This is a genomic window from Ruminiclostridium cellobioparum DSM 1351 = ATCC 15832, assembly GCF_000621505.1.
Taxonomy (GTDB): domain Bacteria; phylum Bacillota; class Clostridia; order Acetivibrionales; family DSM-1351; genus Ruminiclostridium; species Ruminiclostridium cellobioparum.
Genome location: NZ_KK211298.1, coordinates 1 through 15,282 on the forward strand (window position 1 = coordinate 1; position 15,282 = coordinate 15,282).

The window sequence follows — 15,282 nt, forward strand, 5'->3', positions numbered from 1 at the left end:
GACTATGACATCGAAGCTGGTAAAACAAGGAGCTCAAAGCACCGTTTTGCAAGAGCCACTTTCGCTGCTGCTAATATACATCTGGATGCTTGGATCAAACACAAATCCTTTAGTATTCTGAGTCTATTGCAATAGTACAAGAACTTTTCAAACAGCATTTAAAAATCTTTGAATTTCAAAGGTTTATTTGCTGTCCCAAAAAATCTGGGCTCAAAATTACACAACTATTAATTTCTCAAGGTACAATGCTTTTTCTACAAATAGCTCCATTTCACAAAGAAAATGGAGTGAAGTATTGGTTTTTCTCGAAATTACCAATTACTTTTCGAGAGTATTCTATTATACGGATTAACTTATGTATTTTTGAAATTCTATAGCTGTATTAATTACTTTAGGTAAGAGGAATATCGTGATTGAACAGTAATAATAATCTTTCATTTTTTTTATAAATTTATGCAAGTATTAAGGGAGGAGGTACTGAATTTGATCAGCGATAAAAATCGCAAAAAATATAAGTTCAACTAATCATTGAATATTTACATTGAGCTGGATACAAAATAAAAGAAAAATATAGAATATAAAGGTTAAACAACTGATGTTTTATATAATACTTTTAATACTTCTAATCGCGATATGTTATAAATGGGGAGATTGGCGTAATTGGCAAAAATATCAATCAACTATTTTGTTCTTTACGCTGGGAGACTTCCTGTATATGGGGCTTACTTATTTAAAGCCTCTGTGGGACTATGATACGAATTTTGCAAAAGGGATATATGATAACCTTTTTGTAAATTTTACAATATTTCCATGCACAATCCTTCTTTTTATACCGAGATTCCCAGAGGGTATAAAAAAACAGGTATTATATATTTTGAAGTGGGTTGTTATCTATACTTCAGTTGAATGGCTTGCAACTCTGTTACATTCATTTCAACAAGAGAATGGATGGACAATTTGGTATTCTTTGACGTTTAACTTTGTTATGTTTCCGTTACTATGGTTGCATTACAAGAAGCCTTTATTAGCATATCTAGGATCATTTGTGGTGGCTGTCACAATACTTTGGCTGTTTAAGATCCCAGTAAACGATATATGGTAATAACAGTTATATAATTTTTTATTGTTCAAGTATTAATTCAAGCTGTGCATTAGCAGAGCGCTTGTTTTCTCCTGCAATCATTGTAAGTTTATCAATTGTTTTTTCGGATGTGTGCAAAGTAAAAACCTTTCTATCTAACATTTTCATGCCTCCTTATTTGATAGCAATATTCAAAAAAGTTAAAAAGAGTTTTTGGATAATAATATTTAAACCAATGGTACACAAATCAAGGTGATATTATTGTTGCATTAGCACTATAAATGCATAAAAATGTAAAAATATGGGTTGACGTATACGGCCTGATAGTATATAATTTCAATAATTGGTAAAGTCATTGAAATCGCCAATGCAACTAAGTCTATTACTTTGCTTTTATAAGTAAATTATACTACGAAAATAAGTTGGTGGTTATTTGTCTAATATTAAAGAAAACAAAGAGATATACATAAGACTTTTTAAACTTCTAAAACCATATTTCAAAAAAATCAGTTTGATATTTGTCTGTATTATTGCTTCAGCCGGAATAAATATGCTCATACCGTTACTAAGTAAGCAGATCATGGATAATGGGCTGCTTGCAAAGAATTTTACCGTTGTGGTTAAGTTTTCAATACTTACATTGGCAATTGTTTTGATTGAACAGGCAATTGGTTTGCTGGAGACAAAATATTTTTCATATGTAAACTCCCTGTTTCAATATTCACTTCTCAAGGGGGCTTTTAAGCATCTTCAAAGACTTAAGCTTCAATATTTCAATAATACGAATTTCTCCGAGATTATGGGCAACATCGGCATGGATGTAGGGAACATATCAAGAGTATGTGATAAAGGAACTTTTATTATAATTTCGCAGGTATTCAGGATTATCGGAGGCTTGATCGGGCTGCTGTTAATTGACTGGAGACTGACATTGGTTGTACTGTTTGTTGCTCCTGCAAGATATTTTATAGTCAATTCCTTGGCAAAAAAGCGAAAGGCTATGTTCAAGGAGTTTATGGAGTATAACCGTGATTTCTCATCCTGGTACGGGGATACTATAAGCGGTATAAAGGAAATCAAACTTTGTGGGATTGACAGGATAAAAACAGGAGAGTTCATAAAAAAACAAAGAAAAATCGTCAAGATGAATATAAAAATGGCATTTTTGGATAAGTTCAACGAATACTCGGAAAGTGTTGTATTTCAGGGAATATCCAGTGCTCTATACATACTGGGAGCGTACATGGCCTTCAGGAATGAACTCACTATCGGGGGGTTATTCGCATTTCTTACATATAGTGCTTATGTTATAGGACCTATATCTGCAATATTAAATATAGGGTATAATTTTTCAAACATAATCCCTTCTGCAAAAAGATTCTTTGAATTTCTCGATATGGAAACAGAGCTTGAGGTTAAGCGGGAAACCAATGCCAGGACAGTTGATAATGAGGTGCCGGGAGACATAACATTTGAAAATGTGAGCTTTTCATATAAGGATGGGGAGCAAATCTTAAATAAGATAAATCTGAATATAAAGGCCGGTGAAAAAATTGCTGTTATCGGAGCCAACGGCTCGGGAAAGAGCACTCTCATAAACTTGCTGCTGAGATTTTATAAGCCACAGGAAGGAAAAATATTGCTTGACGGAACTGATATAAACGACATCAAGCTAAGAGATTACAGAAACTTGATATCTGTGGTAAGTCAGGACTTATACCTTTTTAATACTACTATAGAAAAAAACATTTCCATTGGTTCAAAGGCGGATAACACAGTTATTAATAAAGCTGCGGTGAGAAGCGGTGCATATGATTTTATAAAAGACATGCCTTTAAAATATAAAAGTGAAGTTGGCAGAAACGGTTCCAGGCTTTCAGGCGGACAAAGGCAGAAGATAGCGATGGCCAGAGCTTTTGCCAGACAGTCAAAAATACTTATACTTGATGAAGCTACAGCAAATTATGATGTTGAATCAGAGGCATATGTAAATAAAATGCTGACAACAGACTTTAAAGACAGTACGGTCGTGGTGATAAGTCACAAGCCTGATATTTTGACAAAGGTGGATAAAATCTGGCTGGTACATGCCGGAAGAATTCAGGAATATCTCAGCTTCAGTGATCTAAAGAATAATTCTCTTGTTTACAAAGAACTTTTAGTTGAGGAAAAAAGGGTTGGCTAAATGTGCTTGAAGTTACTTTTCTTACTCTGCATATGTAAAATTATAAAATAGAATTAAGCAGAGGTCTGTCTATTGATCAAAAGCCGATACAAAAAAGGCAAAAGAACGCAGTATAAAATAATCAGCTGCCCTGATAATATCAATATCACTTTCGGAACGCCGACAGAAAAGGTGTGCCATACCAAGTCTATGATATGTTCTATATTATGCTATAATTATTGCAGGAGGCTGTACATATGGAATACCTCAGCGGAATTGTAGAAAGAATAACTTATAACAACGAAGAAAACGGATTCAGTGTAATTAAAATTAAATCCAGGGGTTATGCAGAGCTGGTAACGGTTGTGGGAAATCTTGCTGCCGTTAATGTAGGTGCTGCAATCCGTTTAAAAGGTGATTGGAGACACGACAGCAAATATGGCAAGCAATTCAGTGTCGTTGACTATAGAGAGACAGTACCTGCCACAATCGCAGGCATAGAAAAATATCTTGGCAGCGGTATGATAAAGGGAATAGGACCTGTTTATGCAAAAAGGATTGTTGCCAGGTTCAAGGAGAATACTCTTAAAATCATAGAGGAGCAGCCTGATAGTCTGATAGATGTGGAAGGAATCGGCCAAAGACGTGTTGATATGATAAAGAGGGCCTGGCAGGAGCAGAAGGAAATAAAGAATGTTATGCTTTTCCTGCAAAGTAACGGTGTTTCAACGGCTTACGCAGTTAAAATCTACAAGACCTATGGGAATGAAAGTATAAATATTGTAAAAACAAATCCTTACCGACTTGCAGATGATATCTGGGGGATAGGCTTTAAAACGGCCGACAAAATAGCAAGGCAGCTGGGTTTTGACAGCAACTCCTTTGAAAGGTGCCGCTCAGGCCTGCTTTATGTTCTGAATGAACTGTCAAATGACGGGCATTGTTATGCCCTGAGAGATCAACTGTTTGAGGCGGCCGGAAGCATACTGGAGCTCGATAGGCCGCTTATTGAGGGAACACTTGACAGGATGCTGGAAGAAAAGCTTGTAATCGGGGACGAAGGAAATGCAGTATACCTTCCCGCTTTTTATTACAGTGAGCTGGGGGCAGCCAAAAGAATGCGGCAAATACTTGCTGAAGAGAGCAAATACAAAGCTGCCGGCATAGATGAGCACTTAAAAAATATTCAAGAGGAACACAATATCCAATATGACGATATTCAAATAGAGGCAGTCAAGACTGCTGCCGGTTCCAAGCTTATGGTTCTCACAGGGGGACCGGGCACTGGAAAGACCACCACGACTCTCGCTATTATCAAGGTTTTTCAAAAATTGAACGCAAGGGTATTACTTGCCGCTCCAACGGGTAGAGCTGCCAAAAGAATGTCGGAAACCACCGGCCTTGAGGCAAAGACCATACACAGACTGTTGGAATACAAGCCTCCCGAAGGCTATAAAAAGAATGAAGAAAGTCCGCTGGACTGTGATGTCCTGATAATTGATGAAACATCAATGGTTGATATCATGTTGTTTTATAATCTTTTAAAGGCTGTTTCCGATGAAACGGTACTTATACTGGTGGGTGACGTGGATCAGCTTCCGTCGGTGGGGGCAGGAAATGTACTTAAGGATATCATAGAGTCGGAAACTGTAAATGTTGTAAGACTTACGCGCATATTCCGGCAGGCCCAGGGAAGTGCAATAGTAACGAATGCACACAGGATAAACAGGGGTGGGACACCAAACCTTAAGGGCGGAAAGAGCAGCGACTTCTTTTTTATTGAAGAGGAAGAGCCGCAAAAGGTTGTGGCAACCATAACAGAGCTTTGTTCAAAGAGATTGCCCAACTATTACAAAGTTGATCCTGTCAATGACATTCAGGTGCTGTGTCCCATGCAGAAGGGAGAGACAGGAGCCTTCAATCTCAATATTATTCTGCAGGAAGCCCTGAATCCGGCCGAGGTTAGTATAAAGTACGGCGGAACAGTTTATAGGCTCAACGACAAGGTCATGCAGATAAAAAATAATTATGATAAAAATGTTTTTAACGGCGATATTGGCAGCATTACAGGTATTGATACCGAGGACAGAATGCTTACCATTTGCTTTGACGGAGTGAATGTTGAGTATGATGCCACTGAGCTGGATGAAGTAGTTCTGGCCTATGCAACCACTGTTCACAAAAGCCAGGGCAGCGAGTACAAAATTGTGGTTGCACCTGTAACCATGCAGCATTATATGATGCTGCAAAGAAATTTACTGTATACCTGCGTTACAAGGGCCAAAAAAGTTCTTGTGCTGGTGGGTTCCAAAAAGGCAATCGGCATTAGTGTTTCAAACAACAGGATGCAGAAGAGGAACACCATGCTGGTGGAAAGGCTTAGGAGAAGCAGGGACGGCTAAATAACTTATCATATATTATAGATACATTGAAAACACCAAAAAGTAAACTGCAAATGCAAGGTAAAACTACCTGAGTGGTGAAAAACAGCTTTCTGCTTTTTTCGACTGCTGTTGGTAGTTTTTTGTTTAAAATAGCATAATTTTGAAAATGTGTATTGACGTATACTGGAAATAATAATATAATAAATACATAATATGTAAATGCAAAACCAAAAACAATATAAGGGCATAAGATAATATAAATCAAAAATGGTTGAAATTATCTTTAGGATATACATAGAAGAGAAGAAGCGGACAATGTGTACATATTATGAGCGATTCAAAAAAATGGCTACAAATCTGTCTGATTGTAAAGGTGTCAAAAATACGGCGCAGCTGTTAAAGATACCGTACTCTACTCTGGCATTCTGGCGCAGCAAGCGGAAGCAATCTGAAGATCAGGTATGTACTTGTAAGAACTGGAAATGCTCAACTACTGGGAGAAACATGCATAAAGAGGAATTGAAATGTCAGAATACTGAGCTTCTCAGGATTAATAAGACATTGAAGAAGGTAGTTGTTTTGTTGGCAAAAAACTTTTAAAGTAAAAAATAAACTTTATAAACTCTATAAGGAATGTAAAATATATAGTTTTCGGTTTGAAACAATTTTATCCACTCATCCTGGAGTATATTTCTCAGCAGCCTTTGCTATTTTATAAATATCACCAGCAACTATCGTCAAAATAATCATTCTTAAATATCATTCTTTTAAAACAATTTAAAAAAGAAGGTGATGCCTTTCATTTATTAGTTCATCAGAAAAGGAGGTGAAAATATATGAGGTTTCATTTTACATTTGAGCTGGAAAATGAGGTTATTGATATTAATTACAGGAGGAAAATATTATCCTTTTTAAAAAATGCCATTGAGAAAAGCGATAAGCAGTTCTATCAGGAGCTTTATGGTAATGGCAGCAATACCAATAAGGATTTTACCATGTCTGTTTATTTTGTTCCTGAAACACAATATGGAACGGAAACAATCAGTGTCAAAAGCAAAAGAGTAATAGTTAACATGTCTACTCCCGACTCCTTTACAGGAATACAGCTGTATAACGCCATGTGCGGGCAGAAATTTATCAAGTACAGGTTCTCTGGGGAAAACTCTCTAAGACTGGTCAAAATTCAAAATGAAAAGGAAAAACTTATAACACAGAACAGGGCTGTATTCAACACAATGTCACCGATTGTAATACGCGACCATAACCGGGAAAACGGAAGGGATTGGTTTTATACCTTTGAGGATGAAAGCGCCGTAGACATTCTGAAGAGAAATCTTGAAGCGGAGCTCTCAGGAAAATTCCAGAGGGATATCAGTCATGATATAAGGCAGCTGAAAGTCGAATTCGTACGTATGAAAAAAGTAATCATTAAGAATTACGAACTCAAAATTCCCTGTTCTTTGGGCATATTCTCAATGGAGGGCGAACAGTACCTCCTGCAGTATCTTTATCAACGGGGAGTGGGTGCAAAGAGGTCTTTATGTTTTGGAATGCTGGATCTGATTTAGCAATGGGGATGGAGGTGATTTATCTGGAGAATAAAGTAATACGGCTTGCTCTGGGAGATTGGAGCTGGAATGCCTCAGTTGCAGGTTTTATCAATATCATAGGTGAGGAAAATGTTACATATGACGGAGCTTCTGCGCAAATTCCTGTGAACTGTCTTGAGGATTTTGAAGACAGGTATTTCAGGTATTTTATAGATACATATGAAAAAACTCTTCCGTGGTATAGGATAGTCTCTTTTAAAAATACAATCGGCTTTTATAATGAAAATGGCTTTGAAGGGCTGGATCTTAAAAAATTAAAGTCAATCAACGATTACATAAAGGATACCGTAAAAAGATATCTTACAAGCAACAGCTTTAAATCGGCTTTTGAACTGATGGGTGAAGCCGGGCGGATGGCAGAGCTTGAAAAAAACCTTTCGAAAGTCAGGGAACCCAAAGACGACACCGACTTTGAAAAAGTAAAAGAAGAAGTAATCGGAGAGTTAAAAAAGCAGTTTGAAATAATAAATAAAATAATAGAATACTGTGGAAATGAAAATGGAAGACGTTTCATAGGTGCTAAGAATGTCATATATACAATTATCAGAAACGGCTGGAACGGAGTAAGCTTTTTAAATCCACAGACTAAAATAAAAGATATCTATGAGGATTACAGAACATATTTTGTGGATGAGGCCAGAGAATATCTGACAGCAGATAAGCAAAAGTTCAGGTACAAATGCTTTACCTGCGGGGCTCCTATCAGGGATATGAACAATGATATGAGCTTTTTGAACCAGTCGGGTTTTGATACTGCAAGGAAACCGTCACATGTCTGGGACTTTGTCAATGACATTGCATTGTGTCCTGTGTGCAAGCTCATATATTCATGCCTGCCGGCAGGCTTTGTATATGTAAATAATACCGGACTGTATATTAATGCCAATGTAAATATGCGGTATAACGTCAGAGTTAACAGAAGTGCCCGGGATTCAGTGCTCAAGGAAGGACGTAATGAGACAGCTTCCCGTAGAATCTACAGAGTGCTTGTGGAAGCCATGGAGAGGGAACGGATTGAAAAAAGCAGGTATGAACTGGCTGACGTGCAGGTGGTCCGATATGAAAACGAACGTTTCAAATTCAATCTTTTACCTGAGAGCACGATAAAATTGATCCACAAATATCATGACGAAATATCCGGATTGATCAGAACGGGCTATAAAGAGGGGAAGGAAAGCTATAGCATATATGAGCAGGTGCTTGAAAATATTTTCAACAATCAGAATCTGTTTTTGCTGGTGTATAAGCTGCTGCATTTCAAGACAGCTTCAAATAAGGATTGCTTTTTCCACATGGGGCATGTAGAGGATATACTCAGTATAAATGCGGGGTTGATAAAAAGTTTGGGAGGAATGGAGAATATGGATGAGAACAGGAATTATATAAATGAGGCAAAAAACTCAGGATATCATCTTAGAAAAGCATTCATGAAAAATAATGAAAAAACGGGTAAAATCCCGGGGATAAGCTACCGGCTGCTCAATGCGCTTAAAACCGGGAACAGAAATATGTTTATGGACGTGTTGCTTAATTCTTACCTGTATACTGGAAACAAAGTGCCGGCCGTAATTTCGGAAATATTCAGGAGTGATGAGCTGTTCAGTACAATTGGTTATAGTTTTGTAACAGGCTTTATTGCGGAAAGATCCGATGACAGCGGTAATGGGGCAAATAATGAAAAAACGGTAAATGGAGAGGAGAACTGATTATATGAATAATTTAAAAGTTAAGGGATTGACAATGACAATCCTGTTTCAGGCAGAAAGTGCGAACTACGGTGAAAGCGTAGGGAACGTAGCATCCTTGAAAAAAATATCCAGGAATAAGGGTGAGCAGTATACATATATATCCAGGCAGGCTATCCGTTACAATATTGCGGAACAGCTTGGCGAACCCCAGGCTCCTGTCTCAGCCGAAGGGACAGGGGATAAAAAGGTGATTCAGTTCAGTCAGGAGGCCACTATTACAAATTATCCCGAAGTGGATTTTTTCGGTTATATGAAAACTGAAAAGGGCACCGGAGGAAAGAAGAGAAGTGCAAAGGTAAGACTGTCCAATGCCATCTCGCTTGAAACCTTCAAGGGTGATCTGGATTTTCTTACGAACAAGGGACAGGCCGATAAAATTAAAAGTGATATGAACATAGCACAGGCTGAAATCCATAAGTCATACTACCGGTATACCATAGCTGCCGACCTGGATCAGATAGGCAGCGACCAGGAATACGGCATAGAGCTTGAGAACGGTGAAAGGGCAAGAAGAGTAAAGAATCTGTTGGATACCGTTGCAATGCTGTACAGGGATATCAGAGGCAGAAGAGAGGATTTGAAACCGTTATTTGTAATAGGCGGAGTATATGATATAAAGAATCCCGTATTTCAGAATGTTGTTTCAATTGAGAATAACTGCATTAATATTAGCCAGATAACAGGAGTAATGTATGACGGAATCCGGGAACATACCTTTACGGGAATTGTAGACGGCCGGTTTGACAATACAAATGAAGTAAGAGAGGTTCTGAAGGCGGCAACGGTGCCGGAATTCTTTACAGCCCTTAAGAATGAGGTGGACAAATATTATGCGGGGAATTAGGCTTAAACTAAGTCAGGATATGGTCAACTACAAAAAGCCTGCAAGCTTTCAATTGAAGGAAACCTACCCTCTTCCGCCGTACTCGACAGTCATTGGAATGATTCACAATATATGCGGTTATACCGAATATCACCCTATGAAAATAAGTGTACAGGGAAAATATTTTTCCAAGGTCAACGACCTGTTTACACGGTATGAATTTAAAAATGGCATGACATATGACGAGAAACGACACCAGCTGAACGTAACCGGGTACGGGATATCCAGAGGGGTTGCAACAACGGAGCTCCTGGTGGATGTAGAACTGCTGCTGCATATCGTCCCCGAAGCAGAGGAGGATGTTCAGGAGATATATGATTGGCTGCTGAGACCGTTGGAATATCCGTCATTGGGAAGACGGGAGGATCTGACGGTATTTGAGGAGGTTAGAATAGTTGAAATCAATGAAGAGGTTGCCGGTTATGATTTGGAGCTTGAAAAGGGCTATGGAGCATATATCCCGGTTTCATATCTGATGAATGACTATGTTGAGACCAGAGCCGTTGACGGACTGGAATATTCGGGAACCTGCTATAAACTTAACAAAAACTACAGGCTTTCAAATTTTGGCTCCGATAAGGCACCAAAGGTATTTAGAAGCTGGGAAACAGTTGACGTATTGTATGGACGAGATATTCAGATGAAAAGAAAGAAGCCGTTTTATGTGGACGAGCTGGGAACCTGTGTATTTCTGGCGTAGCAGGCAAAATAACAGAGAATGTAAAAAGCTGCTAATAAGAGACATGAGGTGAATAAAAGGTGTATTAAGGAGGGGCAAATGGATAACAAGGCAGCAGATGAGAGATTTATTGCAAAGACGACACCCAGAAAAGATATTCAATGGCATACCGATGATTTACTGGACAACTTTAAGCTGCTGAAAGAGCTTTATCCCAATCTGAAGATAGATTGGGAGCTGCTCCGCCTGGCGTGTATATACCATGATCTGGGGAAAATGAATGACACATTCCAGCAGTGTGTCCACGGCAAGGTAAAAAGTACAGGAATACCGCATGGTTTTCTGAGCCTGGGTTTTATAGATGTTGAATATCTCGAAGAACTGGGATATGAGGAGAAAGATATAAGGGCCCTATTTCAGGCCGTGGCATACCATCATGAACGGGATGTATACCTTGAAGAGGATGAAATATCCAGGGAGATAGTCCGGCTGGCAGGTGTTTTCAAAAATTTTGAATACCGGCCGCTGCCATCCAGACATCTGGATGCCCGGTTGTACAAAAGTTTTTTCAGACTGGGGACAAGACCATATGAGTCACGGGATGGGGAATATTTTTTTAAAACAATTATGCTGAAAGGACTTTTGAACAGAATTGACTCTGCCGCAAGTGCGGGAATAGATGTAGAAAAACCTGCGGGTTTTCTGCCGGAAGCCATGGAAATCCTGTTGAATGGGTGGAAAAAAGACAACCCCGGTGCCGGATGGAACGAGCTGCAAAAATATATGCTCGAAAACCGGAATGAGAATGTAGTTGTGGTGGCTCAGACCGGCATGGGGAAAACCGAGGCAGGGCTTCTCTGGCTTGGAGACAGCAAGGGCTTCTTTACCCTGCCGCTTAAAAGTGCGATTAATGCAATTTACAAGCGCATTGCGGAAAATATAGCAGGAAAGGATATGGAAAACCGTGTTGCACTGCTGCATTCGGATACTCTGAAGGTATATACAGAGCAGGAGGAAAGCAATAAATATAAAAAGAAATCATCGGAAGCGGATGATATACGGGAATATGAGAGTGCTGAGCTCGAAGGATACTACACCAGGACAAGGCAGCTTTCTCTGCCGCTGACAATATGTACATTGGATCAGATATTTGATTTTGTGTACAGGTATAAGGGTTTTGAACTTAAGCTTGCGACGCTGTCCTATTCAAAAGTAATTGTTGATGAGATTCAGATGTATTCCCCTGATCTTATTGCCTATCTCATTCTTGGACTGAAATATATTACAAGGATGGGAGGCAGGTTTGCAATCCTGACTGCAACACTTCCCGGAGTAATTCTGGATTTGATGAAGGACGAGGGTATATGTTTTAAAGGGCCTGAAACCTTTACAAACTGGCTTGTGCGTCACAGTATAATGAAAATTGATTCCCAGATAGACGAAGATTCCAGTATTGCTGAAATGGCAAGGGCCTATAATAAAAATAAACTCCTGATTATTTGTAATACGGTCAGGAAGGCGAAAACAGTTTACAATAAATTAAAAGCTGTTCTGCAGAAGGAAACAGGGGATGAAAGTGTAGAACATTTGCAGCTTTTGCACAGCGGTTTCATCCGGGAAGAGAGAAGTAAAAAAGAGGATCGCATCATGGAACTTGGGAAGAAGGGAAGTACGGGCTGCGGAATCTGGGTCACAACACAGTTGGTCGAAGCTTCCCTGGATATAGATTTTGATTTGCTTTATACCGAGCTGTCCGATCTGAACGGACTCTTCCAGAGAATGGGCCGCTGCTGCCGGCATAGGAAGCTGGACAAGGAATATAACTGTTTTGTATTCACCGGAGGAAATAAAAAGTGCAGCGGAGTGGGTTCTTTTATTGATGAAAAGATTCATCAGCTCTCAAAGGAAGCACTTTATAATGGTGTCCTGAATGAAACTGCCAAAGCAGAAATGATAAAAGAGACCTATTCCACTGAAAAACTTAAGGATACCGGATATTATTCTGATATAAAGAGTACGATCCAGTATGTCAAGGACATTTCTTCCTATGAAATGGATAAAGGGGATGTAAACAAAGTATTCAGAGACATTGACCAGGTATCTGTGATACCTTTGAGCGTTTATAAGGAACATGAGGAGGATATCGGATATAATATCGGGATTATCAAAAGCAGGGAATATTCAAAAAAGGAGAAGGTAAAGGCCCGCGAAGCATTGAGAGACCTGATGGTTCCTGTTCAAAGAAGACTGGCAGAGGAAACCAAGGTTATTTTCAAAAAAATCTCAAACGGCTTTGATATTATTGCAGTTGATGCGGAATATAGCATTGAAACAGGAATCAGTTTTGAAAAAACCGGAAAAGAAGAGTTCAGAAATGCCGAATCAAGAATGTTTTAGTACTGGAGGTTGAATATGCGGAGGTGAGTGTTGTGCGCATTACAGGGACCATGCTTTACTACTATTTTGTCTGCCAGCGAAAGCTGTGGTACTTTATAAACGATATCAGAATGGAGCAGGAGGATGAAAATGTGCTGCTGGGAAAGCTCCTGGATGAAAGCAGCTACGGAAGGGAAGATAAACAAATATTGATTGATGATACAGTCAACATAGATTTTATAAAGGACTGGAGGATTCTGCACGAAGTCAAGAAAAGCAAAAGTATAGAAGCGGCTTCGGAGTGGCAGGTTAAATATTATATTTATTTTCTCAGGCAGAGAGGTATTAACGTGGAGAAGGGCATCCTGGATTATCCCAAAATAAAGCAAAGGAAAGAGGTCATATTATCCCAACAGGATGAAAAGGAAATAGTAAATATTTTGGGTGAAATTGAGCGGACTGCTTCAATGGAAAAGAGTCCTGAAATAATTAATTCAAAGGTTTGCAAGGCCTGTGCATATTATGAATTCTGTTATATATAGAAAAGCCTGCGGTTATTTCAGATTCCTATGTTAAAACAGAATTGTGGCATTGCAGATTGGCAAAATAATATAACTGGATAGCTATATATTATTGTACGAGGAGAAAAGATATGTCCGAGAGTTTTTACTTATTTTCTGACGGGGAATTAAGGCGGAAGGATAATGTACTGAGAATGACTGCTCCCGACGGAAATTACAAAGATATAAAAATTAATATGACAAGAGATATTTATCTTTTTGGAGAAGTTTCCATGAACACCAAGACACTTAATTATGCCGGGCAGCTTTCCATACCAATACATATTTTTAATTACTATGGATTTTATACCGGAAGTTTCTATCCCAAAGAGACTAATGTTTCGGGAAAATTGCTGGTGGAACAGGTCATGCATTTCTCGGATAATGATAAGCGGCTGAATATTGCAAAAGCTTTTATTGAGGCGGCAAGTTATAATATCCTTAGAAACGTACGATATTACAATGAACGAGACAGGGACCTTGAAATGACCATTAATGAAATAAAGAACCTACGGGACAGCATTAGCAGCGTAACTGATATAAATTCTTTAATGGGTGTGGAGGGCAGTATCAGAAAAGTTTATTATGCCTGTTGGACAAAAATCATTAATCAGGAAGTAGATTTTGAAAAGCGGGTTAAGAGACCTCCCGACAATATAGTTAATACATTGATTTCTTTTGTAAATTCTTTAATTTACACCAGCTGCCTTTCGGAAATTTATACCACACAGCTGAATCCTACGGTTAGTTATTTGCACAGCCCCGGAGAGCGTAGATTCTCACTTTGCCTTGACCTTTCGGAGGTATTTAAGCCGTTAATTGTAGACCGGCTGATTTTTTCAATACTTAATAGAAATATGATAAGCGAGAAGGATTTTGAGCAGGACTCCAATTACTATTATCTGAAAGAAAGCGGCCGGAAAAAAATATTAAAAGAGTATGATGAAAGTCTTAGCAGAACAATAAACCACAAGGAACTGGGCAGAAAAGTATCATATAGACATCTTATGAGACTTGAGTGCTATAAACTGGTAAAACACCTGATGGGTGACAAAATATATGAAGGGTTTAAAATTTGGTGGTAAGGTATGTATGTTGTTCTTATATATGATGTGGAGGTGGACGATAATGGTGCCAAAGCATCAAGAAACATTTTCAAAATATGCAAGAAATTCCTGACACATGTTCAAAAATCAGTTTTTGAAGGAGACCTTACTCCTGCTCTCCTACAGCAGTTGAAGATAGAGATAGGTAAGCATATTAGAAAAGACCGGGATTCTGTGATAATATTTAAAAGTCGGGAGGAACGATGGATGCAGAAGGAGTTCTGGGGGAAAGAGGACGAAAAAACCTCGAACTTTTTTTGAGTATGCTATAATTATTTTATTACTTATATATTCTATAATTATAATTTTATATAGATTTGAAAGAGATTTCGACTGTCGACCGCATATAGTGTAAAAAAGCCATAGGGTCGACAGTTCATAGATTTTTTAGACAATACAGCCTCTTAGAGTAAGGCTTTTTGTTCTTTAAGGGAATAAATAACTTCTTATTTATTCTTTAAGTACCTATCGACAGAAATCGGGTGCGTGGACCTTGATAATTCAATATTGTAGCAGGCAAGGGTTTTTATATAAACATACTGGAATGTAAATTGATCAGCGTATGAGATGGTTCAAATGTTCTTTCATCTGTTTTTATATAAACATACTGGAATGTAAATCATTAAGCTTTACAGCGTACCCGCTGGGCATAAATGGTTTTTATATAAACATACTGGAATGTAAATTTCTT

The 15,282-nt window shown here is 38.5% G+C and carries 12 protein-coding genes; 11 read left to right on the forward strand and 1 reads right to left on the reverse strand.

Annotated features, from left to right (window positions below; all coding sequences use genetic code 11):
• Positions 1 to 595 precede the first annotated feature (595 nt).
• Complete coding sequence (locus tag T344_RS31990; RefSeq protein WP_027631291.1) at positions 596 to 1,102, forward strand: CBO0543 family protein; 507 nt, start codon at positions 596 to 598, stop codon at positions 1,100 to 1,102.
• An 18-nt stretch (positions 1,103 to 1,120) separates the two neighbouring features.
• On the opposite strand, the gene T344_RS31805 is transcribed toward T344_RS31990, so the two are convergent.
• Positions 1,121 to 1,243 (reverse strand): hypothetical protein, encoded by a 123-nt coding sequence (locus tag T344_RS31805; protein ID WP_278246210.1) that lies wholly within the window; start codon positions 1,241 to 1,243, stop codon positions 1,121 to 1,123.
• A 271-nt stretch (positions 1,244 to 1,514) separates the two neighbouring features.
• On the opposite strand from T344_RS31805, the gene T344_RS0127015 reads away from it, so the two are divergent.
• The 10 genes from T344_RS0127015 (at position 1,515) to cas2 (ending at position 14,852) form a co-directional block, all read left to right on the forward strand.
• Positions 1,515 to 3,266 (forward strand): ABC transporter ATP-binding protein, encoded by a 1,752-nt coding sequence (locus T344_RS0127015; RefSeq protein WP_027631292.1) that lies wholly within the window; start codon positions 1,515 to 1,517, stop codon positions 3,264 to 3,266.
• A 236-nt stretch (positions 3,267 to 3,502) separates the two neighbouring features.
• Positions 3,503 to 5,647: an SF1B family DNA helicase RecD2 gene (gene recD2 / locus T344_RS0127020; RefSeq protein ID WP_027631293.1), complete on the forward strand. Its 2,145-nt coding sequence runs from the start codon at positions 3,503 to 3,505 to the stop codon at positions 5,645 to 5,647.
• Positions 5,648 to 6,465: 818 nt separating this feature from the next.
• Positions 6,466 to 7,197: a CRISPR-associated endoribonuclease Cas6 gene (gene cas6, locus T344_RS29485; protein ID WP_051572334.1), complete on the forward strand. Its 732-nt coding sequence runs from the start codon at positions 6,466 to 6,468 to the stop codon at positions 7,195 to 7,197.
• Positions 7,170 to 8,945, forward strand: a complete 1,776-nt coding sequence (gene cas8a1 / locus T344_RS0127035) for a type I-B CRISPR-associated protein Cas8b1/Cst1 (RefSeq protein ID WP_051572336.1) — start codon at positions 7,170 to 7,172, stop codon at positions 8,943 to 8,945. Before cas6 ends, cas8a1 begins: the two co-directional genes overlap by 28 nt.
• Positions 8,946 to 8,949: 4 nt before the next feature.
• Positions 8,950 to 9,831, forward strand: coding sequence for a type I-B CRISPR-associated protein Cas7/Cst2/DevR (cas7i, locus tag T344_RS0127040; RefSeq protein ID WP_027631295.1), 882 nt, complete (start codon positions 8,950 to 8,952; stop codon positions 9,829 to 9,831).
• The gene (gene cas5, locus T344_RS0127045; protein WP_027631296.1) at positions 9,818 to 10,570 is read left to right on the forward strand and encodes a CRISPR-associated protein Cas5; all 753 of its coding nucleotides are present in this window, start codon (positions 9,818 to 9,820) and stop codon (positions 10,568 to 10,570) included. The genes cas7i and cas5 overlap by 14 nt, the downstream gene beginning before the upstream one ends.
• A gap of 78 nt (positions 10,571 to 10,648) precedes the next feature.
• The gene (locus T344_RS0127050) at positions 10,649 to 12,946 is read left to right on the forward strand and encodes a CRISPR-associated helicase/endonuclease Cas3 (RefSeq protein WP_027631297.1); all 2,298 of its coding nucleotides are present in this window, start codon (positions 10,649 to 10,651) and stop codon (positions 12,944 to 12,946) included.
• A 32-nt stretch (positions 12,947 to 12,978) separates the two neighbouring features.
• Positions 12,979 to 13,467: a CRISPR-associated protein Cas4 gene (gene cas4, locus T344_RS0127055; protein WP_027631298.1), complete on the forward strand. Its 489-nt coding sequence runs from the start codon at positions 12,979 to 12,981 to the stop codon at positions 13,465 to 13,467.
• A 110-nt stretch (positions 13,468 to 13,577) separates the two neighbouring features.
• The gene (gene cas1b / locus T344_RS0127060) at positions 13,578 to 14,570 is read left to right on the forward strand and encodes a type I-B CRISPR-associated endonuclease Cas1b (protein WP_027631299.1); all 993 of its coding nucleotides are present in this window, start codon (positions 13,578 to 13,580) and stop codon (positions 14,568 to 14,570) included.
• A 3-nt stretch (positions 14,571 to 14,573) separates the two neighbouring features.
• Positions 14,574 to 14,852, forward strand: a complete 279-nt coding sequence (gene cas2 / locus T344_RS0127065; RefSeq protein WP_027631300.1) for a CRISPR-associated endonuclease Cas2 — start codon at positions 14,574 to 14,576, stop codon at positions 14,850 to 14,852.
• Positions 14,853 to 15,282: the final 430 nt, after the last annotated feature.